Below are 22978 nucleotides of genomic sequence, written 5' to 3'. Positions count from 1 at the left end.
TTTCGGAGATGAGTATGCCGCCGCGACCCCTCAGCCCGCCGCGCGAAGCCGTTCCGCGATCTGCTCGGGCGTCGCGTCGTTGATCCACACGGCCATGCCCGACTCGGAGCCGGCGAGGTACTTCAGCTTGTCCTTCGCGCGCAGCACGGAGAACAGTTCGAGGTGCAGCCACGCCAGGTCGCGGTCGCGGCGCACGGGCGCCTGGTGCCACGCGGCGATGTAGGGCAACGGGCGGTCGTACAGCGAATCGCAGCGGCGCAGCACGTCGAGGTACACGCGGGCGAAGTCGTCGCGCTCGGCGTCGGAGAGCGCCGGGATGTCGGGCACCTGCCGGTGCGGCACGACCTGGATGTGCACGGGCCAGCGCGCGGCGGGCGGCACGAACGCCGTCCAGTGCTCGCCCTCCACGATCACGCGGGCGCCGGACTTCTGCTCGGCCTCCAGCACGTCGCCCATCACCGGCCGGCCGTGCTCCGCGCGGTAGGCGCGCGCGACGTCGAGCATCCGCTCGGTTTTCGGCGTGACGAACGGGTAGCCGTAGATCTGGCCGTGCGGGTGCGAGAGCGTCACACCGATCTCTTCACCGCGGTTCTCGAACGGGTAGACCTGCTCGACGCCCGGTGTCTCGCCCAGGCCCACCGTGCGATCGGCCCACGCGTCCACGACCAGGCGCACCCGCTCGGGGCTCAGCCGCGCGAACGAGCCGGCGTGGTCACTGGTGAAGCAGACGACCTCGGTCCGGCCGAGGCCGGGAGCCGTCGGCACCAGTCCCAACTCGTCCACAGTGGATGCATCGCCGTGCGCGTTCTGCGAGAACGACGGGAACCGGTTCTCGAACACGACCACGTCGTAGTCCGGCTCCGGGATCTCGGTCGGCCGGCCGGGCGCCGACGGGTCCAGCGGGCACAGGTCGGCCGGCGGCTTGTACGTGCGCGTCTGCCGGTGCGCCGCCATCGCGACCCACTCGCGGGTCAGCGGATCGAGGCGGATCTCCGACGCGGCGGCCACCGGCGGGAGGTCCCGGGTGTCCTCGGCGGCCCGCTCGTGCTCACCGTCGTGGTCGAAGTAGATGATCTCCCGGCCGTCCGCCAGGTGTCGCAAGGTGCGTTTCACGCGTCTTCTGCCTCGAGGTTCTCCGCCGTTTCGGCGATCATGAGTTCTCCCACCCGCTCGGCGAGGGTCTCCTTCGCCGAGTCGGCCAGCCCGTCGTCGGACACCACCACGTGGGCCTCTTCGAGATCGGCGATCGTCGAGATGCCGACGGTGCCCCACTTCGTGTGGTCGGCGAGCACCACCAGCCGCCGGCCCGCCTCGACCAATGCGCGGTCGGTCTCGCTCTCGGTGAGGTTCGGGGTGGTGAAACCGGCGCCCTCGGCCATGCCGTGCACACCGAGGAAGACGAGGTCCAGGTGCAGCGAGCGCAGGCTGTGCACGGCGACCGGCCCGACGAGCGCGTCGGACGGTGTCCGCACGCCACCGGTGAGCACCACGGTGCGGTCGGGCTGCGTGGACGCGCGCAGCACGTCGGCGACCTGGATCGAGTTGGTGACGATGGTCAGGCCCGGGATCGCGTCGAGCGCGCGGGCCATCGTCCACGTGGTGGTGCCGGCGGACAGGCCGATCGCGGTGCCCGGCTTCACCAGGCCGGCGGCCACTTCAGCGATCGCTTCCTTCTGGGCGCGCTGGCGCACGGACTTGGCTTCGAAGCCGGGCTCGTCGGTGCTCTTGCCGACCACCGACGTGGCGCCGCCGTAGACCTTCTCGACGAGCCCACGGCCGGCGAGCACGTCGAGGTCGCGCCGCACCGTCATGTCGGACACGCCGAGGCGCGCGACGAGGTCACTGACCCGGACCGCACCGGTCCGGCGCGCCTCCTCGAGGATCACTGCCTGTCGCTGCCGGGCGAGCACCACCACTCCTCAAGCACGAACCGTCAACCACACAAAATCCTACACGATTCAACATGTGGTGTCGTGGACGTGCCACTCGAGCGTCCAGTTGGCCAGGCGAGGATCAGCCCGGAGCGCCCGGCAGCCGGATCGTCAGCAGCGCACCACCTTCCGGCGCGTGCATCGCGTACACGGCGCCGCCGTGGCGTTCGGCGGCCTGCTTCACGATCGAGAGCCCGAGGCCGGACCCGGGCAGCGTCCGCGCCTCCGACGAGCGGTAGAAGCGGTCGAACACCTTCGGCAGGTCCTCGTCGGCGATGCCCGGGCCGGAGTCGGCGACCTCGACCACGGCCGTGCCGTCGCCGAGCGGCCGCAGCGTCACCCGCACGCGGCTGCCGGCGGGCGAGAACTTCACCGCGTTGTCGAGCAGGTTGAGCACGGCGCGTTCGAGCGCACTGTTGTCGCCGGTCAACACCCACGGCTGCAGGTGCACGTCGAACTCGATGTCGCCGGCGCGGCGGCGGGCCCGGTCGAGCGCGCGCTCCACGACGTCGACCAGCTCCACGCGTTCGGTCTGCTCGCGCGGCTCGTCCTGGCGGGCGAGCTCCACGAGGTCGCCGATGAGCTGGGTGAGCTCGTCGAGCTGGCCGCGGATGTCGGCCTCGATGTCGGCGCGGTCCTCGTCCGGCAGCGTGCGCGCGCCCGGTCGGCTGGCCGAGAGCAGCAGCTCCAGGTTGGTGCGCAAGGAGGTCAGCGGGGTCCGCAGCTCGTGGCCGGCGTCGGCGACGAGCTGGCGTTGCCGCTCCTGCGAATCGGCGACCGTGCCGAGCATCGTGTTGAAGCTCTGCGTGAGGCGGGCGAGCTCGTCGTCGCCGGACACGGGGATGGGCCGCAGGTCACCGGTGGCGGCGACGCGTTCGGCCGCCGACGTCAGCCGGTCGACCGGGCGCAACCCGGCGCGCGCGACGGCGGTCCCCGCCCCCGCGGCGACCACGATCCCGGCGCCGCCGACGAGGAACAGCACCACGGCGAGCTCGTTGAGCGTGCGCTTCGTCGGCTCCATCGACTGCGCGAGCACCATGGCCACACCGTGCCCGGCCGGCAGCGCGACCACGCGCGTGTCGGTGGCGACGTCCGTGCGCAGCGACTGCGGCTTCACGCCCGTCGCCACGTCCAGCTCGCCCTGCCCGACCGGCGGCGGCGAGCCGGCCTGCGGGTACGTCAGCTCGCCGGTCCAGCCGTTGAGCTGGCCGATCTGCAGGTCGGCGCTCGCGAGGAACGCGCCGGGCACCTGCTTGAGCTGCGTCTGCACCTGCGGTGAGTTCACGGCCGCCTGGGCGCGGGCCAGGAGGTTGTCGTCGAGCTGCTGGTAGAGGTTGCCCGACACGATCATGTACGCGCCCAGCGACACGAGCGCGACGGCGCCGGCCACACAAGCGGCGGCCAGCAGCGTCACGCGCCCGCGCAGCGAGAAGCGGCGCGTGCCCCAGCGGTCGCCGCGGGGATCCGTGACGTCGACCGTCGAGACGGCACCGCTTTCGGGTTCGGTCACGGTGGCGTTTCGCGCAGGACGTACCCGACGCCCCGCACCGTGTGGATCAGCCTCGCCTCGCCGCCCGCTTCCGTCTTGCGGCGCAAATAGCCGACGTAGACCTCCAGCGCGTTGCCCGACGTCGGGAAGTCGTAACCCCATACTTCCTCCAGAATCCTTCCTCGGGTCAGCACGTGCTTGGGGTACGAGAGGAACAGCTCTAGCAGCGCGAACTCGGTGCGGGTGAGACTGATCTCGCGACCGCCGCGGCGGACTTCGCGAGTGCCGGGGTCCAGCGTGAGGTCGGCGAACGACAGGACCTCGCTCGTCTCGCCCTGCTGGCTCTCCGGTGCGGCGCGGCGAAGCAGCGCGCGCAGGCGGGCGAGCAGTTCCTCCAGGGCGAACGGCTTGGGGAGGTAGTCGTCGGCGCCGGCGTCGAGGCCGGAGACCCGGTCGGAGACGGTGTCGCGGGCGGTCAGCACGAGGATGGGCAGGTCGTCACCGGTGCTGCGCAGGCGGCGGGCCACTTCGAGCCCGTCGAGGCGCGGCATCATCACGTCGAGCACCATCGCGTCCGGCCGGTTGGCGATGATCGACTCCAGGGCCTGCGCACCGTCGCTGGCGAGCTCGACGGTGTACCCGTTGAACTCCAGGGACCGCCTGAGCGATTCACGGACGGCTCGATCGTCGTCCACCACAAGGATGCGCATGGCGTAAGTCTTACTCAGCGTGCTGAGACCCGCCTAAGAACACACGCAGAACTCACAAAGACTCGTCCGTTCCGGGTCTCGCGACGGGTGCGTTCCAATGCCGCCACAGAGCCACCAGCCGGATCGTGACGACGACGGCGGCCGCGATCGTGGTGACGATCCCCTGCGGCAGTGGCAGAGCGTGACCGACCGCGACGAGCACCGCCCCGGCCAGCGCGGCGACGGCGTAGATCTCCTTGCGCAGCACGAGCGGGATCTCGCGCAGCAGCAGATCACGCGCCGCGCCACCGCCGATGCCGCTGGTCATGCCGATGAGGCAGGCCGCGTACGCGGTGGCGCCGGCGTTGAGCGCGATCGTCGTGCCGGCTGTGGCGAACACGCCGAGCCCGATCGCGTCGGCGAGCAGCACCGCGCGCCGCAGCCGCGCGACCTGCGGGTGGAACGCGAAGACGATCAGCGCCGTCGCCGCGCAGACCGCGAGGTACGGCCAGTTCGCGAGCGTCGTCGGCGGGTGGATGCCGAGGAGCACGTCGCGGATGATGCCGCCGCCCAGCGCCGTGGTCAGGCCGACGACGATCACGCCGAACACGTCGAGCCGCGCACGGACTGCGGCCAGCGCACCGGACGCCGCGAAGGCCACCAGCCCGAGGAACTCGAGCGCGGTGAGCATCGCTACTCGTCCATCGCTACTGGTCGAGCAGGCCACCGCGGTAGGCCAGCAACGCGGCCTGCACGCGGTTCGCGGCGCCGATCTTGGACAGGACCGCCGAGACGTAGCCCTTCACGGTCGCCTCGCTCAGGTGCAGCCGCCCGCCGATCTCCGCGTTCGACAGCCCCTGGCCGATCAACGCGACCACCTCGCGCTCCCGCTCGCTGAGGCTGGCGAGCAGCTTCCGCGCCGGCTGCGCGGCCCGCTGCTCGTCCCGGTGCGACTGCACCATCCGCGCCGCCACCCCCGGATCGAGGACGGCGCCACCTTTGGCCAGGTCACGGATGGCGCGCAGCAGCGCGGCCGGGTCGATGTCCTTCAAGAGGAACCCGTTGGCCCCGAGCCGAAGCGCCAGGCTCACGTACTCGTCGATGTCGAACGTGGTCAACATCGCGATCCGCGGCGGGTCCGGCAGCGCCAGGATGGCTCGCAGCGCGCGGATCCCGTCGTCGGGCGCCCGCATCTTGATGTCGAGCAGCGCCACGTCCGGGTGGTAGCGCCGCGCCACCTCCACCGCGGATCTGCCGTCGCTCGCCTCGCCGACGATCTCGATGTCCGACGCCCCGGACATCATGGCGCGCAGCCCCGAACGAACCAGTTCCTCGTCGTCGGCGAACATGAGCTTGATCAACGAAGCCCTCCGGCAGCCGGTGGTCGAAGCGGCTCCCCGCTTCCCGTTAAGGAAGATTACCTACTGTTGTTCAGTGTTTCGAAACCAGACACGACCAGGTGACGGGACCGCTCCGGCCGAGTCGGTGATCGTGCTGGTCCTCCGGTCGGCGGGTCCCCCACACGGGCGACGCTGTCGGTCGGTCGAAGTGCGGGTCCAGACCACACGGAAACGGCTGGGAGAGCTCTCCCAGCCGTTCTGGATCCCGGCGGACCGTTGAGTCCGACACCGCCACACCGTTCGTCAACCCGGGCGAGGTGGCGATCCTGCCCCCCAGACCTCGCGCGGGATGACAACTTCGCGGGTTGCTCAGCGCTTCTGCACGCCGTCGCTGAACTGCTGCTCGCACTGCTGAACCTGAGCCTGGTCGCTGCCGGCCTGCTTCAAGCAGTCCTGCAGGTCGCCGAGCTGGCTCCCGAACATCGCGAAGAACGACCCGACCAGCACGACGAGCACCACCCCGATGACCAGGCCGATGCTGCCGGTGACGATGCCGGAAACGGCGACGCCCTTGTTGGTGGCCTCGCGGCGGTTGGCGCGCTTCACGCCGAGAATGCCGAAGATCAGCGCGAGGACGCCGAGGACGATGCCGCCCCACACGGTCCAGCACAGCACGAGCGCCAGAATCCCCAGCACCAGCGCCGTGACACCGAACCCGTTGCGCGGCGCGACCACGGGCTGCCCGTAACCGCCACCGGCCGGCGGAGCGCCGAACGGCTCACTCTGGCCAGCCGGGTACTGCTGGTACTGCTCACGGTTGTCGGGCGTGCTCACAGGTGACACCTTTCTACGTCGAGAACCGAGACCATACGACTCGGCGCACGCCTTATCGGGTAAATTGCCCGATCGTTACCACTCCCGTGCATCAGGTCGGCTACGAGCTGCCCGCCTTCGCCCGCTGACCCAGGTCACCCGCCCGTCCACGACGGCCGAAGGCTCGGCGGGCCCGGCACCACCGGCCACGCCGAACCGCTCCAACGCGGCCTCGCACAACGCCGCGCGCTCGGCATCGGGCGGGCTGCCGAAGCTGCCGTCGGGTTGCCGCTGGGCGCGCAAGTGCCCCACGGCGGCGGCGACAGCGGGGTCGCGCCGGCTCTCGTGGGCAGCGCGGGACAGCAGAGTCGCTGTCCGGCTCAGGTCGCCGCGCCGGAAGGCGAACACGAGGTCCTCGATCAGTCCCGGCTCGTTCATCGGTTCGCCGGACACCGGCGCCGCGAGGGCGAGTTCGGTGACCAGCGTGGTGTGGTAACACGTCCCGAACTCGTACGCGTCGGCTTTCCGCCCGGTCAGCCGGGCCGCGACGGCCGGATCGTGGCGCGGGCCGGCGACCGCGCCGCCGGCCCGCGCGGCGGTGGCCAGCCGCTGCCGCACCGACTCGCTCGACGCACCGGTCAGCAGGGCGGTGTGGAAGAGTTCCGCGCCCAGGTCGAGGTCGCCGTGGGCGAGGTGGGTGGCGAGCATGAGCCGGGTCGCCCGGGTCAGCGCCGGGTCCGGACGCATCGTGGTGCGGCCGAACGCCGTGCCGTAGAAGACCGCGTGGGTCAGGGCGTAGCAGTCGGCATCGGTCATGCGGAAGGGGTCGAGGTGCTGTCCTTCGCGCCAGCGGTCGTACAGGCGGCGTGCGGACGGCAGGTACGGGTTCGTGAGCCCGCCGAGGTCCGTGACGTACCTCAGTTCCAGCGCGCCGATCCCGTCCTGGTTCGGCCGGACGCCGGCGTCGAGCAGCCCCTGCGCCGCGGCCAGCAGCTCCGGGCGACGGCCGCCGAGCCGGTCCACCAGCACGAGCAGCCAGACGTGGTAGGTGAAGTACGCGTCGCCGCGGTAGAGCCCGGCACGGAACTCGGGCGCCGCGGTCAGGCGGCCGGCCAGCTCGAGCGCGGGACCGGTGACGGCGAGCCCGGGTACCTCGTCGCACAGGATCAGCAGCTCGAGGAGCGGGCCACCGCCGAACGGCCGCGCCGGCAGGAACTCGTTCCACAGCTCGGGAGCGAACCATTCGAGGTGCGCTTCGAGCCAGTCGCGCGAGGTCACCGGCCCACCCGCAGCCGCAACAGCACCGCGAAGACCACGGCCAGTCCGCCAGTCACCGCCAGGTCGAGCCACCACGGCAGCGCGCCGCCGCCCGGCACCAGCAGGTGACGCACGCCGTCGACCGCGTAGGTCATCGGATTGATCTTCAGCGCGGCCGAAAGCCACGCCGGCCCGCCGTCCGGGCGGAACACCGAGCCGGACAGGAACAGCAGCGGGTACATCGCCAGCTGCACGGCGCTCTGCAATGTCTGCACCCGGGTGATCACCGTGGCGAGGTACGCGCCGAACAGGCCGAAGATCGCGCCGACCAGGGTGAACACCACCACCCCGGCGGGATAGGACACCGGCGTGAGCCGCAGGCCCAGCAGCGGCGCGAACACCAGCATGACCGCGCTCTGCCCACCGGCGGTCACGGCCGTCGCGAAGACCTTGCCCAGCGGCAGGCACAACCGCGGGACCGGCGCCACCAGCATCTCCCGCAGCGCGCCGTACTCGCGGTCGAACGCGTAGCTCAGCCCGGACGTCACCCCGAGCGTCACGACCTGGATCGCGATGATGCCGGGAAACACGTACGCGCTGAACGGCACGCCGCCGACCGAGCCGATCATGCCGTCGAACCCGACCGCGTAGACGAGCAGGAAGAACACCACCTGCACGGCTTGCGCGACGAGCGTGCCGGGGTGGCGGGCCTGCCGGTACAGATCACGCCCGGCGACCACGGCCAGCGCACGGCAGAACTCGGCCCACGGGACCCGAGCGGGACGCGCCGTCGCCGGGACGGGCACGCGGATTTCCTGCACAGTCATGGGGTCCGCCCTCAGGATTCGGTGGTGGCGAAGTAGACGTCGTCCAGCGAGGGCTCCCGCAGGGCCACTTCGGTGACCGGCACGGTGACCGCCCGCACGACCTCGGCGATCCGCCGTTCGGGCTGCGCGCACCGCACCAGCAGACCGTCCGTTGTGGACGAGGCGTCGAAGCCCGCGCGGATGAGCTCGCCTTCGGCCACGACGTCGTCCGCGGTGGACAGGCGCAGCGCGGTCGCCGCCAGCTCGGCCTTGAGCACGGCTGGGGAACCGCCGCGCACCAGGAGTCCGTTGTGGATGATCGCGACCTGGTCGGCGAGCTCGGCCTCGGCCAGGTAATGCGTGGCGTACAGGACGGTCACGCGCTCCTCGTCACGCAGCCGGCGCAGGTCCGCCCACAACGCCCGGCGGACGTCGGGGTCCAGCCCGGTCGTCGGCTCGTCGAGGATGACCAGGCCGGGCCGGTGCAGCAACGCCCGCGCGATCTCCAGCCGGCGCGCGAGCCCACCGGAGAGCTGTTCGACGGGGTCGGCGCGCCGGTCGGCCAGGTCGAACTGGTGCAACACGTCGTCGATGCGCGCTCGCGCCTGTGCCCGCGGCAGCCCGAAGAGCCGGGCGTGGAACCAGAGGTTGCGCTCCACCGGCAGATCGGGGTCGAGTGTCTGCTCCTGGAAGACCATGCCGATCCGCCGCCGCGCGGCGACGGGGTCCACCGCCGTGTCGTGCCCGAACACCTCGATCCGGCCGGAGTCCGGCGGCACCGCGGTGGACAGCGCTTTGAGCAGAGTGGACTTCCCGGCGCCGTTCGGGCCGAGCAGCGCCACGATCTCGCCGGGCCGCGCCGCGAGCGAAACCCCGTCGACGGCGGTCCGCCCGCCGTAGGTGACCACGAGGTCACTCACGTCGAACGCGGGCGTCATGCCGGCACCTCCGCGTCCGCGGCGAGCCGCTCCAGCAGCACTTCGGCCGGTGGCACGACGATGCTCGGCACGATCGCGCGGCTCGCCACCTCGTAGGCGGCGCCCGGGATCGGGTCGACGACGTCGTGGCCGTCCTCGCGCAGCAAGGCGACGTTGCGCTGCACCGCGGGCCGCTGCCACATCACGGGGTTCATCGCCGGCGCGAAGGTGACCGGGCAATCGGCGGCCAGCACGGTCGTGGTGAGCAGAGTGGGCGCCAGGCCGTGGGCGACGGTGCCGAGCAGGTTCGCCGTGGCGGGCAGGATCAGCGCGCGGTCGGCCCACCGGCCGAGCGCGACGTGCCCGCCCGCCGGATCGTCGTCGGTGCAGACGCGGTCGCACAGCACGGCGAGGCTGCTCGGCGGCAGGAAGCGCGCCGCGGTCGTGGTGAGCACGGCGACGATCTGGCGCACCCCGGCGGTGCGGAACGCGTGCAGGTAGCCGGGCAGGCTCAGCACCGCGACCGAACCGCTCACGCCGAGCAGGAGTTTCTCCGGTAAGGCGGACATGGTGACCTCCTCAGGTCAGCATCAGGGCGGTGTCCCACGCACCCGCCGCGGGCATCAGGGCACAGGCCACGCCGGCCGCGCCTTCGAGCATTCCGGCGACGTTCAGCCGCCGGTACCCCGTCGCGTCGAGCCAGCCCCGCGGCGAATCCGGCACCAGGTGGGGGAAGACGAACGGGGTCGCCGGGTCGGCGAACGACAGCACCCGGGCGGCCAGCCGGGCGCAGCCGTCGAGTAGCACCGGATCGGCGGCCGCGGTGCCGACGCGGCGCAGGATCTGCAGCAGGCCGGCGTAGCCGTGGCAGACCGTCGGGCCGTCGAGCCGCCACGACTGCTCGTCGCGGGCCAGGACGGCGCGCAACGCGCCGACGGCGGCGGCGCACCAGCCGGCTTCGCCCAGCACCGCGCCGGCCCGGTGGAGCGCCGCCGCGACGCCGGGAGCGCCGTAACACCACGCCTCGCGGGTGAAAACTTCAGCGGCGGGCGAGATTTCCTCGTCCCAGCCGAGCCGGCACGGCCAGTACGCGCCCGCCTCGCCGGTGCGGCGCCGCGCGAGCAGCCAAGAGCCGATGCGCCGCATGGCCGCGCGCTGTCCGGGCACCTCCACGTCGCGTTCGAGCGCCGCGGCGAAGAACGCGAGCGGGCCGGGGATCCCGTGCGCCAGGCCGAGGTTGAAGTCGCCGCGCGGATACCGGCGGGCGTCTTCGGCGACCGGCTGCAGCTCCGACGGGATCCACCAGCCGGGCACGGTGTGTCCGTCCACAGTGATCGGTTCGGTCAGCTTCACCAGGTACCGCAACGTGTTCTCGACCACGCCGGTTTCACCGGCGGCCAGCAGCAACCGGGCGGTCCCGGACAGGCCGTTGATCACATCGTAGTGCGCCCACGAGACGCCGCGGTCGGTGCGCGCGGCGCACGCGTCGAGCCGCGTCTGCTGATCCGCGGCGACCCAGGCGGCGAGCTTCCGGCGCAGCGTCGCGTAGTTGGGGCTCAGCCGGTGCACGGCGGTGAGCAGCGCCGCGGGCCCGGCGTAGAGGCCGTTGGCCGGTTGCCCGGGCATCAGCTGCGCAGCGCGTGCGATGTGCCGGTGCGCCACGGCGAACCAGCGTTCGTCGGCCGCCGCGAGTTCGGCGTACAGCAGGGCGATGCCGGGCAGGCCCGCGGCGAGCGCGACCGGGGCCCACATCGACGCGCCGTAGATCGGCTCGACGTTGTCCGGCCGGCTCGCGATCTCGGCCACGGAATCCGGGTCGGCGAGCCGGTCCGCGACGAGCAGGACGGCTTCTCCGGCGTCGGTCAGGCACTCGGTCATCGGTGGTGCCTCCGCCGGTTCGCGTTGTCCTGCACGGCACCGCGCGCGAGCCCGAGCACGGTGGCCTCCCGGCCTGAGGAGCCACCGAAGAGCCGGTTGCACGTCATGTGCATGAGGCTGCCGACGATCCGAGCTTCCGGTGCCGCACAACGGTCGCCGAGCTCGCGGATGAGCCGCCCGTAGTCGCGGGCCGCGGCGTCGCGGGCGCTCAGCGCGGCCAGGACGGGAGCGCCGGCTTCGCCGAGCCCGGCCCAAGCACCTGCGGGGTCGATCCGGCGTTGCCAGTGCGCCGGGTCTTTTCGGTACTCCGCAGGCAGTTCACGGCGGCTGCCGGTGATCGCGAGCCACGATTCGGCCGCGTCGCCGGTGTCGGTCACCCAGCGCGCTCCCGGCGACGGTGCCCCGAACGCCTTCGCCAGCGCGGCGACGGAAATCGCGCCGAGCGTGTCCAAGGAGAACAGTCCCTGCTTGGCCAGCCGCAGGAGCGTGATCGCCGCTTCGCTGTCCGCGCCGAACAGCCGCTCGGCAGCAGCCTGCGCCCCGGCCCCGCCGTAACGCTCCAGCTCGGGGTCGTACTGCTCGACGCCGCAGGTGCCGGCGAAACCCGTCCGCTGCCAGTCGGCGAGCACCTCGGACGCGGCAGGCAGGAGCTCGGACCACAGGCGCGCGGGCTCGCCGTGGAACCGCAGCCGCAGGTGGTGGCCGCCGGAATCGGTGTAGCGGATGAAGAACCAGCGGTCGACGCCCGCTTCCGCGGCCGGTTTCAGCAACCGGGGAAGCTCGTCGCGCAGCAGGTCGTCCTGGACCCGGCAGGACCCGCGGACCACCAGGTACAACCAGTCGCCCGCCAGCCGCGCCGGTTCGGGCCGGGCGACGACGTGGGCGACGTGGGGCGGCCGGACCCGTTCGGGCCGGGGCACGAGCGAAACGACGACCTCGCGCGTGTGCCCGTCGCCGACCGAATCTTCGCCGCCCGCGATTTCCTGGGCCACCAGCTCGGGATTGCGAGCCAGTTCGTCGCGCAGGAGCTCGCGGTGCCACGGGTCGCCGAGGTTCAGCAGCAGCCGCTGGTCGGTGCTGACGACCAGGAGCCGGGCCGGCACTCGCCACCGGGCCCGCCACTCGGCGACGGCCCGGTCGGTGTCGTGCTGCCCCCGCAACGCGTCGAGCCGCCAGGTCGCGGGCGCGAGCACCGTGCGGCGGTAGCGGATCCGCGGCAGGAACGGCGCGTTCGCCATCGGCCCCCAGTTCCACGGTTCCCACAACCGCTGCCCTTCCAGGCCCAGCTCGAACAGCAGGCGGACCACGTTCGGCGCCTGGACGGCCGGGCTGACCATGTTGGGCAGCACGGGAACCAGCTCGCGGCCGGTCGGGACGTGCACGGCGTAGAGGCGTTCGAGCGTCGCGCCGACGGCGATCTCGGCGATCGGGATCTCCTCGGTCCCGGGCGCGTCCGGCAGCCCGGCGGTGATCCGCCGCCCGGTGGCTCCGGCGGTGTGCGCGAGGTTCGCCGCACGGCCCGAGCGGGGCATGAACGCCAGGTCGGCGCGGACGGCGCCGGACACGTGCACGCGCTGCTCGCCGTCGCGCCAGTCCGGCAGGAGGTCGTGGAAGCGGCCGGACGTCGCGCCCGCGTGGTGCGAGCCGGGGCTGGGTGAGACGACGACCCGGAACCCGCCGTCGGCCTGGTCGACCACGTGCACGTACAGCTCGCAAGAGTTCGGCAGGTCCGCCGGGTCGGGTTCGTCGTAGGCGAGTTCGCGCACCAGCTCGTCGGTGAGCACGGCCTCGCGCGAGTTGTCCCGGAGGGCGGACATCGCCAGCTCGCTGATCAGGCGGTCGCGTTTCGTGCTCGCCGGTTCGGGCGCTTCCTCCGGCGCGGCCTCGCTTTCCGGCCATTCGTAGCCGGCGGGCGCGCCCAGTGACCGCGTCGGATCGAGCAGTTCCAGCACCGGAACCAGCCGGTCGGCGCCGTAGCGTTCGAGGAAGCGGCCGTGGAACCCGCGCAGCGGACGCATGCCCAGGCGCGGCGGGGACAGCCGCCACAGGACCTCGGCGGCGCGTTCGACCTCGGCGCGGACCTCTTCGGACAGTCGCAAGCGGACGTCCACCCGGGTGTCGACGTGCAGGGGTGTCGCGAAGTCCTCGATCTCCCGGGCCGCCGCGAGCAGCCCGGTGAGCTCGACCGTGCCTTCACCGGGCGCGAGCGTGTCGTACTTCCCGCGCAGCCGGTCGAGTTCCTGAAGCCGGGCGCGGAGATCGCCGTCGGGGAGTCCGCTGAGGACGTGGTGCAGTGGATCGGTGCCGTCCAGCGGCGGGCGCAGGTCCGTGATCAGCAGCTCCTGCTCGACGAGCGTCCGCACGAGTCGCCACACGGGCGCCTCTGCTCCATCGGAGAACTGCCCGGCGAGCCTGCGCACGAGCTCGGCGACCGGGACGGGCGACGCCGCGGCCCGCAACGCGGCGGCGACCACGGGCGAGCGGCGCGCCGACACGATCGTGCGCGTGGTCTGGCCGGGTGCGGCGCCGTGCCCCGACGGCGTCTCCAGCAGCACGCGGTCACCCCGGCCGGTCAGCGCCTGGTGGCTGCGGACGCGCAGGCCCCGCAGCACCGCCGGATCCGTTTCCGCGCGGTGCACGATCCGCAGGAGCCAGCTCATGTCGGCGTGCGTGCGGTGCCGGTCCGCCGTTCCCCGCTCGAAAGCCGCGTCGCCGAACTCGCCTGAGGCGACTCCGGCGAACAGGCCGAACGGCGTCGGCCGCGTCCGCATGCGGATGTCGTAGCGCAGCACGGAAAGCGCGGCCCGGCGCAGCTGTTTCGGTTTCAGGGCCGCGACTTCGCCGGCGGCGACGCGCTCGAGCACGGCGCCGAGGCTCGGGCTGGCCAGCGTGATCGCCTCGACCAGCCGGGGCTCGGCGACCGCGGCGGTCAGCAGGCCGGCGTAGGTGTCCGGCCCGCCCCGCGGCGCTTCGGCCAGCAACGGCGACCGGACGAGGAAGGCGGGCCAAGCGCGGAACAGCAGATCCATCGGTTCCCCCGGAGACGGACGGACGGTTCGGGAAGGCGCCGGGCCGAGTCCCGGCCCGGCGCCACGGGATCAGCAGCAGAAGCTGCAGTTGCTGCCGCCACCCGGGCTGGTGCAGCCGGGGGTGCACAGCGAGATGCTGGTGATCGCCGGCGTCACGCTCATCTGCTCGACACCCACCTCGAGGTCGAGGTCGAACAGATCGACGTCGTCGATCACCGCGGCGGTGGTTTCGAAGGTCGGCATGGTTACTCCTTGCTCGGAATCGGATGAGTTCTTCCCCTCGAGGTGGCGGACGCCCCTTGCCGTCCGCCTCTTCAACACAAGCCAGACCGCGAAACGCGCCTCAAGCCCTCGGGCGACAACTGGCAGTCACGAGGCGGCCGGGCAGTCCCCCGGTCGGGGGCACTCGGAAGAAGGCCGTGAACCGCCGGCCGCGTCGCTGCTACACCTATGTATGTGTGGTCGGACGAGCAGCTCATGTCCTCCGTCGCAGGCGGCGACCAGCATGCTCTTCGCCACCTGTACGAACGGCACAGCAGCGGGATGTTCCGCCTGCTGCGCCGCCTCACGTCCGACGCCGGGGCGGCCGAGGAGATCCTCCAGGAAGCCTGGCTGGCAGTGTGGCAGTCGGCAGGCAGCTTCCGCGCGGAGTCGTCCGTCCGCGGCTGGCTCTACGGCGTGGCCCGCCGCCAAGCCCACAACCGCCTCCGGCGCGCCGCGTTGGTGGAAGTCGACCTCGACGAAGCCGCCGCCGTCCCCGACGAAGCCCCCGGCGTCGAGGACCGCGTACTCGCCGGCGTCGAACGGGCGGCCCTGGTGGAAGCGGTCACCGAGCTGCCGGAGCATCTGCGCGAAGTCCTCGTGCTGGTGCTCGCCGAAGACCTCTCGTACCCGGAGGTGGCGACCGCGCTGGGCATCCCGGTCGGCACCGTCAAAAGCAGGATGTCGCACGCCCGGCGCCACCTGAGCGCGCGGCTCAGCCCGTCTCCGGCCCGCAGGAGCACACCATGACCCACCCCACCGACGACGAACTGCGGCTCATCGCCCGGCCCGAGGGCCACCTCGCCGAGTGCCCCGCTTGCCACCGGCGCTGGGCGTCCTGGCGCGCACTCACCGCAGCCACGCGTCAAGCCGCGCTGGTCCTGACGCCCGAGCTGGCGCCGCCGTCGTTCGCCACGCTGCTGCCGGATCTGGCGCACGGGGCCGATGCACCGAGCCAGGACCTCGCGCCCGCATCCCATGCACCGGGCCAGGACCTCGCGCCTGAATCCGCCTCGCGTCCGCCGCACCCGGCAGCGGCGTCCGACGCGCTGCCGCCGGAAGCGGCGACCCCGCACCGACCGTTGCGAACGAGCGCGCTCCCCAACGCGGCACCCAGGCCGGCCCCGCGCCGATCGTTGCGGACGAGCGCCCTGCTGGTCTGGTGGCAACTCCGCCTGATGCCCCGCCGGCTGCTCCCGCTGAGCTTCGCCGGCCTCGGAGCCGCCGTCGGGATCGCGCTGATCACCCCCGACCCGCTGCTGGCGTCGCGCTACTACGCGGCCGGCGTGGTCCTCGTCGCGCTGCTGGGCTCGCTGGCCACCGTCTCGCGCCGCGGCGACCCCCGGGGCGAGCTCCTGTTCGCCCTGCCGACGTCACCCGTCACGGTGTTCGTCGCGCGCCTGGTGGTGGTGCTGGCCGTCGACCTCCTGCTGGCGCTGGCCGGCTCGGTCGCCGTCCACGCGGCAGGTATCGGCAGCGGCGTGTTCGACCTGGTCACGGGCTGGCTGGGCCAGTCGCTGCTCGCCTCTGCCATCGCCGTCGCCGGCACCGTTCGCTGGTCCTCCGGCGTCGGCGCCGCGGCCGCCGTCGCGGCCTGGTGCCTCGGCTCCCTGACCACCCTGGCCCGCGGCGGCCTCGCGGAACGCATCGGCGCCGCCGCCGCGCAAGTCTGGGGCACCACTCCCTGGACACTCGCCCTCGTCCTGGTGCTGTTCGTCCTGGCCGCCCGCCAGCTACGCCTGCCCGAACGCCGCCGGGAATTCGCGTGAACCACCCCGCCGGCACCCTCGGAGCACCACCGCCCGCGGAAACACGGAGTGGCGCGGGCCAGGCCGCATCACCTGACCTCGTGGCCGCGGCAGCGTCGGCCGGAAGCTGCGTGGATCCGCGGCTCCCTCGCATCGGCGTCGCCGAAATCCGGGACACCGAGCCCTCGGCACTCTCCCCCGCCCCGCTCGCGCCGGCTGGCCGCCCCGTACGGTCGCCCGAACGCCGTCGCACTTTCACGAGAGCCTCGCCGACCCCGACCACCACAGCACCAGTACCGCGGTCACACCAAACCCGGACACCGCAAGGTCGGCCCTCCCCCCGCGCTGTTCGTCCTGGCCACCCGCCAACCACCCCGGCCCGAACGCCGCCGGGAATTCGCGTGAACCAGCCGGCCCTCCGCCGCTACGTACCAGGTATGGACCACCTCCAGCTGTGGCGTTACGAGGCAAAACGGGCGGGGCGGCACGTCCTCGCCGCGCCGCCGCTGGTTGCTGCGCTCGTGCTGGCCAGCGGGCTCGGCCTGCGGGGTGCCGGGTTCGCCGGCGCGTGGGTCGCGCAGGCGGTGCCGCCGTTGGTGGCTGGAGTGGCGGCGGCCGCGGTCGCCGGTGGGGAGCGGGCGGTGGAGCTGCACCTGAGTCTGCCGACGCCGCTGGGCACGACGTTCGCGCGGCGGCTCGGACTGCTGGGGGCGGCCGTCCTGCTGGCGGCGGTGATCGTGGCGGCCGGGCTGGTGCCGAGTGCCGAGGCGGTCGCGCGGTTCGCCACGGTGTGCGCGTTCGGCCTCATGCTCGGTGCGGCGGGCACGTGGGCCGCCGCGGTGCTGCGGTCGGTGGCCGCCGCGTCCACGGTGGTGCTGTGCGCGTGGTTCGCGCAGCTGTTCGTGCTCGACCGGTTCTTCTCCGCCCCGGCCGGCCGGATCGGTGCGCTGCTCGTGATCGCGGCGCTGTTCGCGGTGCCGGCCGCGCGCCGGATCATCGAGGGCCGGGGCCTGCTCGACGGGGGACACGAATGAGCACGACCTGGAGCGCAGTACAGGGTTCGGTGCGCTACGAGGCCCGCATGGCCGCGCGCGGACGCGTGCTGTGGCTTTCGCTGCTGCCGCTGACGGCGCTCGCGGTTCTGCTGGCGCTCTCTTCGCCCGTGGTGACCGGCATGGCCGATCCCGTGGGCCGCGTCGGGATGACGCTCGTGGTCGTCAACACCTTCGCGGTGGCGGGCCTCGGCGTCGCGCTGGCCGGGCGGCTGAGCCAGCACACCCGGCCCGGCCTCACCGAAGTCCTCGACACCACCCCGGCCGGCCGCACCGCGCGCATGGCCGGGAATCTCGCCGGCGCGCTGGCCGTGGCGCTCGCACCGGTCGGCGCCGTCGTCCTGCTGATCGGCGCCGTCGTCAGCGCGCAGGCCGGCTCAGTGGTCCCGGTGGTCGACTCGCTCCTCGGCATCGTGACCGTGCTGGTGCCCGCAGCACTCGCGATCACCACACTCGCCGGCCTGCTCGGGCTGCTCATGCCCGTCGTACTCGCCCGGGTCGTGGTGGTGGCGCTGTGGCTCTGGGCCACCCAGCTGAGCCCGGGATTCGTGCCCGTACCGACCCCGACCGGCACGGTGTTCTCCCCGCTCGGCGGCTACCCGGCCGTCGCGTGGCTCGGCGCGCGGCACGTCTGGGCCGCGCGCGGGCGCACCGGCTTCCTCAGCCCGCCTGCCGGCGCCGGGCCGGCCCTGCTGAACATCGCGCTCGTCCTGCTGTGCGCGGTGGTGTTCTTCTGCGCGGCTCGGCTGGTGCTGGCCTGGCGAGCGGACCGCCACGACGGACAGGACGGAGCGATCCGGTGAAGATCGTCATCGAAGGACTCACCAAGGTCTACCGCCGCGGCGAGGCGGCGCTGGACGGCGTCGACCTGCGCCTCGGTGACGGCATGACCGGCCTGCTCGGACCCAACGGCGCCGGCAAGACCACGCTGATGCGCGTCCTCACCGGCATCCTGCGCCCGACCGCCGGCCGGGTGCGCGTCGGCGACCACGACCTCGCGACGTCCTCCGGCCGCACCGCCGTGAAACGCATGCTCGGCTACCTGCCGCAGGAGCTGGCGCTCTACCCAGATCTCACCGCCCGCGAATTCCTCGACTACGTCGCGCTCCTCAAAGGCGTTGACGATAAACACCTCCGCCACGCGCAGGTCGACGACCTGCTCGGCCAAGTCGGGCTCGACGAACACCGCGGCCGGCGCATCAGCGGCTTCTCCGGCGGCATGAAACGCCGCCTCGGCATCGCCCAGGCGCTGCTGGGTGATCCGCGGCTGGTGATCGTCGACGAGCCGACCGCCGGGCTCGACCCGCAGGAACGCATGAGGTTCCGTGCGTTGCTCGCGGGGCTCGGCGGAGACCGGATCATGATCCTGTCCACGCACATCCTCGACGACGTCGCCCAAACCTGCCCCGAAGTCTGCGTGCTCAGCCAGGGCCGAGTGCTCCACCACGGCACCACCGCAGGCCTCACCGACGCGGCGGCGGACCGGACTTTCCAGTTGCAGAGCGAGAAACCGCCGCTCGACGGCACCGTCGTCAACGCCGTGTCCGGGCCCGGCGGCACCGTGTACCGGTTGGTCGGCACGCCTCCGCCCGGCGCGCAACTGGTTGCGCCCACGCTCGAAGACGGTTACGTCGCTCTTCTGCAATCGCACGAGCAGTCGAAAATCTGAGGTGGACATGTCCAGGATCGCCACCGTGGCCGGCTTCCTCGCCGCCGCGTTCGTGCTCACCGCGTGCGGCTCGGGCACCCGTGACCCGGCCTCGACCAGTGCCGTCCCCTTGCCGCCGCCGACATCGAACCGGCAAGCGGTCACCCAGGCCAATTTCGGATATCTGTGGCCATTGACCGTCGACAGCGGAACACTCGAATGCCAGAGCGCCGACCAGGTGGTGTTCGTCGCACCCAACGGAAAGTCCTATGCGCTCAACGACAAGGCCGAAGCGGCCGGAGTACCGGCTATCGAGCCGTTGCGCAAAGAGGGCACCACCGGCGGGAAGATCAGCCTAGGCTCCCTGCTCAGCACGGCGATCGGGCTGTGCGGGAAGCGGTGACCGCGCCCCACCAGCCTCGCTCGCCACTCGTCTCTTTATCGGAAAAAGCAACTCTGCCTTTCACTCGAATGAGACTTGGAGAAGGGTTGTGAAGTGCTATCTTCACTAGTGGTTGATTGACACCCAACAGGATGGGGGACCTGTGGTGGATGCGTCATACTACCTAGTGATAAAAGCACACGCCGGCTTACGTTTCAGTCCCGTCGGTAGCCGAGAAGACTGGGCGTTAGCCGGTGTCACGCTCGATTTTCTCGAGCCACCGTCGTTGGTGGTACTGCCGCCCGACGGAACACCGGTTCTGGTCCCGGCGGCGAGCGAACCCGACGTCGCGCTGATCCGGTCGTTGCGGCTCAAGGATTGCCTGCGGCAGATCATCGCCGTCGTCGACGACCTCGACGGGCACCAGACGTTTCGCGCGATCGACAGCGGAGCCAGCGCGGTGCTGAACGTCCGGCTGCCACACGAAAAGCAGCTCGGCGCAGTTCTCGCCGCGTGTTCGGGCCGGCCTCGGCGCGGACCGCGGCTCACGGAGGTGCGCGCGCTCGAACCCGCCGCGGACACCGAAGCCGTCGACCCGGAAGAAACCGGCCGGCTCATGCGGATGCTGTGCGGCAGCAGCAGCATCTCGGCAATCGCGCGCGAGTTCTACTGTTCGGAGCGTTCGATGTACCGCCGGCTTCGCCGGTTGTACGAGCAATGGGGGGTATCCGGGCGTTCCGAGCTCAAATCCCGGATGGCCGACCGCAGCGCGATGCTGGTCGCGGTGGCCCGCCACTGAGCCCGGAACCGGCCGGACTGCCATGATCGCTTCCGAAGCTGCCACAAGCCGCCGAAGGTGCTGTGCACGCGATGATCACGTCTTCTACTGGACGGGCAACTTCCGCCCGGAAAGGAGAATCCCGTGCAGAAAACCCTTGCCCTGCCCGTCGCCGCGGCGACCGCGATCGCCACCGCAGTGCTGCCCGTCGCGACGGCGAGCGCAGCACCGCTCGCGCCGCCATCGTGCTCGATCAGCGTGGACTACCCCCACGGTTCGCACACGGTGCCCGGCGCGACGAACGTCCACGGCGTGTTCAGCTGCAACACCAAGGTCACCGGCATGACGATCCAGGTGAAGCTGTGGCTGCGCACCGGGTACCAGCAGTACCAGCTGGTCGGCGACAGCCTCGTCCAGCGCAATTCCGGCAAGAACCAGATCAAGTCCAACGCCGCCTGGAACCAGTGCCACGACGGCTGGGTCATGCACGGCGAAGCGTTCGGCGTGGCGACGCAGGTGCCCTACCAGCCCGTCACCGCGCACACCAGCGGCAAAGACGTCGTCGTCGTCGGCTGCTGACTCCCGCGGTGAGGTGCCGGCCAGGCACCTCACCGCAGCCGCGGTGCGGTGAGCCAGGCCGTCGATTCGCAGTTCCAGCCACGCAACGCCGACGTGCCGCGGTCCGTGGCGATCGGTACGTCCTGTGTGTACACCAGCCCGCGCGCGCTCAAGTGCACGGCGTCGAAATCTTCGGCGACGGCGAGCCAGTCCACCCGCGGGAACCCACTGCCGGCCAGCGGATAGTCCGCCAGCAGCACGGCGAAGTCCGCCGCGCGTTCGATGCGGTGGATCCGCGCCGCCGCGAGGTCGACCGTGACCCACTGCTCGCGACGCTGCGGAAACTCGCCCGCCGCGCGCGTCTCCGGGGTGCCGACCAGGCTTTCGCTCCGCGACCAGCAACTCGTGCCGTCCGGCAGACGGGACGACGTCCACCACGCGCCGAGCGGCTTGTCGTCGAAAACCTTCGTGCTGCCGGGCTCCGGGCGGACCAGCGCCACGCGCGGCGGCTCCGGCGCCACCGAGAAATGGGCCTGTTCCTCGCCGGGTGTCGGCTCCGCGAACCAGCCGCCGGACAAGCGGTTCTCGAACTCCTCGGCGACGGGCCGCGGATCGACCTCCGGCCCCGCTTCGGGGCCGACCCATTCCGCCGTCGCGGCGATCACCTCGAACAGGTCCACATCGGACAACTCGACGAGTGGGAGCCCGGCGCGGACGAGCGCGCGGCAGACCGCAGAGAACAGCGGGGGCGTCTCGACCATGTCCACAGGGTACCGGACCACCACGATCGAGTGCCGCCGAAAAAGGCGTGAACCACCTCGGCCCCTCACCGCTACATACCGGACGACACCGAATTCGGCGGAACGGAGGAGCCATGACTTCCGGCGCGGAAGTGCTCGGCGAACCGGCGGTGCGGGACCACCCCGCACTGTGGACGGTCGTCGGCACCGAGCTGGCCCGCATGCGGCGAGGATTCCTGCTCTGGTACACGATTCTGGCGCCGATCGCGATCGCCGTGCCGCTCTACCTCGGCTCGTTGTTCTCCCCCGAAGGCGCCTCGGGCGACACCTGGGGCGTGTTCAGCCGGGTGACGCTCGAGTTCTGGGGCGCGCTCGTGCCGATGAGTGCGGGCCTCACGGCCGCGCTGGCCGTGCGCGCGGACAACGAGGCCTGGCGGCTGCTGCTGTCGTACGCGGTGCCGCGGTGGCGCTACTTCGCGGGCAAATTCGGGGCACTGGCCGCGCTGAACCTGGTTTCGAGCACCATCCTCCTGGCCGTTCTCGCGGGCGGCGCGGTGCTGAACGGGCAAGTCGGCGAAGTTCTGGGCACGATCACCGCCGCGGCCTACCTGCCGTGGCTCGCCGGGCTGGCGACGTCGGCGCTCGCGCTGCTCGTCTCGGTGCTGTGGGGGCTCGGCCCCGGCATCACCGTCGGCGTGGTCGGGCTGCTCGCCGGCACACTGACCGCGGACAAAGCCTTCTGGTTCGCCATTCCCGTCGCCTGGCCGATGCGGGTGCTCCTGCCCGTGGCCGGCATCAGCCCCAACGGCATCGCGCTGCCGCCGTACAGCCCGCTCGCCGATCCGGGCGTGATCCCCGTGGCGGTGGCCCTTTCCGTCGGGCTGCTGGCCGTCCTGCTGGCCGCCGGGTGCCGGCACCTGAGCCGCATGGAGGTGTGATCGATGTTCACTCTCGAGATTTCGGGACTGCACAAGCATTACGGCGCGCACCGCGCACTGGACGGCGTCGACCTGCAGGTGCGGTCGGGCGAGGTCTACGGGCTGCTCGGGCCGAACGGCGCGGGCAAGACGACGTTGATGAAAACCGTGCTCGGCCTGCAGCGCCCGACCAGCGGCGATATCCGGCTGTTCGGCCGGCCGTACGACCGCGGGCTCCTCAGCGACGTGGGCGCGCTCGTCGAGGCCCCCGGCCTGTGGCCGCACCTGAACGCCCTGGCGCACCTGCGAATCCACGCGAAGCTGCGCGGCGTGTCCGCGGACTGGATCGAGCCCGTGCTGGCCCAGGTCCAGCTGACCGACGTGCGTGAGCGGCGCGTCTCGCAGTACTCGCTGGGCATGCGCTGGCGCCTCGGCCTCGCGATCGCCCTCCTGGTTCGGCCGCGGTTCATCGTGCTCGACGAGCCGACGAACGGCCTCGACCCCGTCGGCATCCGGGAAATGCGCACACTGATCCGGTCGCTGGCCGGCTCGGGGGTCACCATCATGATCTCCAGCCACCAGCTGTCGGAGATCGCGCAGATCTGCGACCGCGTGGGTGTTCTCGTCGCAGGCCGGACCCGGTACGAGGGCGAGGTCCAGGGCCTCGCCGTGAACGGCGACCTGGAGGAGGGATTCTTCCGCATCATCGAAAACGTCGGCGGCGGCGTCCGCTGACCACTCCGGA

At 72.0% G+C, this 22978-nt stretch carries 25 protein-coding genes; 10 read left to right on the top strand and 15 right to left on the bottom strand.

The window, feature by feature from the left end; all coding sequences use genetic code 11:
- Window positions 1–30: 30 nt before the first annotated feature.
- The 14 genes from galT to ACIA77_RS15450 all read right to left on the bottom strand — a co-directional run bounded on the left by galT (window position 31) and on the right by ACIA77_RS15450 (window position 14392).
- Window positions 31–1113 carry a galactose-1-phosphate uridylyltransferase gene (gene galT, locus ACIA77_RS15515; protein ID WP_395886522.1) on the bottom strand — a complete coding sequence of 361 codons (1083 nt, stop codon included), beginning with the start codon at window positions 1111–1113 and terminating at the stop codon, window positions 31–33.
- Complete coding sequence (locus ACIA77_RS15510) at window positions 1110–1910, bottom strand: DeoR/GlpR family DNA-binding transcription regulator (protein WP_395886521.1); 801 nt, start codon at window positions 1908–1910, stop codon at window positions 1110–1112. Before ACIA77_RS15510 ends, galT begins: the two co-directional genes overlap by 4 nt.
- A 103-nt stretch (window positions 1911–2013) precedes the next feature.
- Window positions 2014–3441 carry an ATP-binding protein gene (locus ACIA77_RS15505; protein WP_395886520.1) on the bottom strand — a complete coding sequence of 476 codons (1428 nt, stop codon included), beginning with the start codon at window positions 3439–3441 and terminating at the stop codon, window positions 2014–2016.
- Window positions 3438–4130, bottom strand: a complete 693-nt coding sequence (locus ACIA77_RS15500) for a response regulator transcription factor (RefSeq protein ID WP_395886519.1) — start codon at window positions 4128–4130, stop codon at window positions 3438–3440. The genes ACIA77_RS15505 and ACIA77_RS15500 overlap by 4 nt, the downstream gene beginning before the upstream one ends.
- A 52-nt stretch (window positions 4131–4182) precedes the next feature.
- Window positions 4183–4800: a trimeric intracellular cation channel family protein gene (locus ACIA77_RS15495; protein ID WP_204093230.1), complete on the bottom strand. Its 618-nt coding sequence runs from the start codon at window positions 4798–4800 to the stop codon at window positions 4183–4185.
- A 16-nt stretch (window positions 4801–4816) separates the two neighbouring features.
- The gene (locus ACIA77_RS15490; RefSeq protein ID WP_395886518.1) at window positions 4817–5470 is read right to left on the bottom strand and encodes a response regulator; all 654 of its coding nucleotides are present in this window, start codon (window positions 5468–5470) and stop codon (window positions 4817–4819) included.
- 348 nt (window positions 5471–5818) lie between these two features.
- The gene (locus ACIA77_RS15485; RefSeq protein WP_395886517.1) at window positions 5819–6283 is read right to left on the bottom strand and encodes a DUF4190 domain-containing protein; all 465 of its coding nucleotides are present in this window, start codon (window positions 6281–6283) and stop codon (window positions 5819–5821) included.
- 75 nt (window positions 6284–6358) lie between these two features.
- Window positions 6359–7540 carry a DUF6895 family protein gene (locus tag ACIA77_RS15480; protein ID WP_395886516.1) on the bottom strand — a complete coding sequence of 394 codons (1182 nt, stop codon included), beginning with the start codon at window positions 7538–7540 and terminating at the stop codon, window positions 6359–6361.
- The gene (locus ACIA77_RS15475) at window positions 7537–8346 is read right to left on the bottom strand and encodes an ABC transporter permease (RefSeq protein WP_395886515.1); all 810 of its coding nucleotides are present in this window, start codon (window positions 8344–8346) and stop codon (window positions 7537–7539) included. Before ACIA77_RS15475 ends, ACIA77_RS15480 begins: the two co-directional genes overlap by 4 nt.
- An 11-nt stretch (window positions 8347–8357) precedes the next feature.
- Entirely contained in the window at window positions 8358–9263 is a 906-nt protein-coding gene (locus tag ACIA77_RS15470) for an ABC transporter ATP-binding protein (protein WP_395886514.1), read from the bottom strand.
- Complete coding sequence (locus ACIA77_RS15465) at window positions 9260–9811, bottom strand: flavoprotein (RefSeq protein ID WP_395886513.1); 552 nt, start codon at window positions 9809–9811, stop codon at window positions 9260–9262. The genes ACIA77_RS15470 and ACIA77_RS15465 overlap by 4 nt, the downstream gene beginning before the upstream one ends.
- Window positions 9812–9821: 10 nt before the next feature.
- Window positions 9822–11120, bottom strand: coding sequence for a lanthionine synthetase C family protein (locus ACIA77_RS15460; RefSeq protein WP_395886512.1), 1299 nt, complete (start codon window positions 11118–11120; stop codon window positions 9822–9824).
- Window positions 11117–14149 carry a lantibiotic dehydratase gene (locus tag ACIA77_RS15455; protein ID WP_395886511.1) on the bottom strand — a complete coding sequence of 1011 codons (3033 nt, stop codon included), beginning with the start codon at window positions 14147–14149 and terminating at the stop codon, window positions 11117–11119. The genes ACIA77_RS15460 and ACIA77_RS15455 overlap by 4 nt, the downstream gene beginning before the upstream one ends.
- 69 nt (window positions 14150–14218) lie before the next feature.
- Window positions 14219–14392 carry a gallidermin/nisin family lantibiotic gene (locus ACIA77_RS15450; protein ID WP_366584752.1) on the bottom strand — a complete coding sequence of 58 codons (174 nt, stop codon included), beginning with the start codon at window positions 14390–14392 and terminating at the stop codon, window positions 14219–14221.
- Between the two features lie 234 nt (window positions 14393–14626).
- On the opposite strand from ACIA77_RS15450, the gene ACIA77_RS15445 reads away from it, so the two are divergent.
- The 8 genes from ACIA77_RS15445 (at window position 14627) to ACIA77_RS15410 (ending at window position 20597) form a co-directional block, all read left to right on the top strand.
- Window positions 14627–15160, top strand: coding sequence for an RNA polymerase sigma factor (locus ACIA77_RS15445; RefSeq protein WP_395886510.1), 534 nt, complete (start codon window positions 14627–14629; stop codon window positions 15158–15160).
- Window positions 15157–16179 (top strand): hypothetical protein, encoded by a 1023-nt coding sequence (locus tag ACIA77_RS15440; RefSeq protein WP_395886509.1) that lies wholly within the window; start codon window positions 15157–15159, stop codon window positions 16177–16179. Before ACIA77_RS15445 ends, ACIA77_RS15440 begins: the two co-directional genes overlap by 4 nt.
- 416 nt (window positions 16180–16595) lie before the next feature.
- Window positions 16596–17192, top strand: coding sequence for a hypothetical protein (locus ACIA77_RS15435; protein WP_395886508.1), 597 nt, complete (start codon window positions 16596–16598; stop codon window positions 17190–17192).
- Complete coding sequence (locus ACIA77_RS15430; RefSeq protein ID WP_395886507.1) at window positions 17189–18013, top strand: hypothetical protein; 825 nt, start codon at window positions 17189–17191, stop codon at window positions 18011–18013. Before ACIA77_RS15435 ends, ACIA77_RS15430 begins: the two co-directional genes overlap by 4 nt.
- The gene (locus ACIA77_RS15425; protein WP_395886506.1) at window positions 18010–18879 is read left to right on the top strand and encodes an ABC transporter ATP-binding protein; all 870 of its coding nucleotides are present in this window, start codon (window positions 18010–18012) and stop codon (window positions 18877–18879) included. Before ACIA77_RS15430 ends, ACIA77_RS15425 begins: the two co-directional genes overlap by 4 nt.
- Before the next feature lie 7 nt (window positions 18880–18886).
- Entirely contained in the window at window positions 18887–19261 is a 375-nt protein-coding gene (locus ACIA77_RS15420) for a DUF2511 domain-containing protein (RefSeq protein ID WP_395886505.1), read from the top strand.
- Window positions 19262–19406: 145 nt separating this feature from the next.
- A complete protein-coding gene (locus ACIA77_RS15415) occupies window positions 19407–20039 on the top strand; it encodes a hypothetical protein (protein ID WP_395886504.1) in 633 nt (210 codons plus the stop codon).
- A gap of 123 nt (window positions 20040–20162) precedes the next feature.
- The gene (locus ACIA77_RS15410) at window positions 20163–20597 is read left to right on the top strand and encodes a hypothetical protein (protein WP_395886503.1); all 435 of its coding nucleotides are present in this window, start codon (window positions 20163–20165) and stop codon (window positions 20595–20597) included.
- A 29-nt stretch (window positions 20598–20626) separates the two neighbouring features.
- On the opposite strand, the gene ACIA77_RS15405 is transcribed toward ACIA77_RS15410, so the two are convergent.
- Window positions 20627–21337 carry a hypothetical protein gene (locus ACIA77_RS15405; RefSeq protein WP_395886502.1) on the bottom strand — a complete coding sequence of 237 codons (711 nt, stop codon included), beginning with the start codon at window positions 21335–21337 and terminating at the stop codon, window positions 20627–20629.
- A gap of 113 nt (window positions 21338–21450) precedes the next feature.
- Here ACIA77_RS15405 and ACIA77_RS15400 point away from each other — a divergent pair, with 113 nt between their 5' ends.
- Window positions 21451–22254 (top strand): ABC transporter permease, encoded by an 804-nt coding sequence (locus ACIA77_RS15400; RefSeq protein WP_395886501.1) that lies wholly within the window; start codon window positions 21451–21453, stop codon window positions 22252–22254.
- Between the two features lie 3 nt (window positions 22255–22257).
- The gene (locus tag ACIA77_RS15395) at window positions 22258–22968 is read left to right on the top strand and encodes an ABC transporter ATP-binding protein (RefSeq protein ID WP_395886500.1); all 711 of its coding nucleotides are present in this window, start codon (window positions 22258–22260) and stop codon (window positions 22966–22968) included.
- Window positions 22969–22978: the final 10 nt, after the last annotated feature.

The organism is Amycolatopsis sp. NPDC051903 (genome assembly GCF_044452505.1).
In the GTDB taxonomy this organism is placed as follows: domain Bacteria; phylum Actinomycetota; class Actinomycetes; order Mycobacteriales; family Pseudonocardiaceae; genus Amycolatopsis.
Note: the sequence above shows the minus strand (reverse complement) of the source record. Positions and strands in the feature narration are given on the sequence as shown.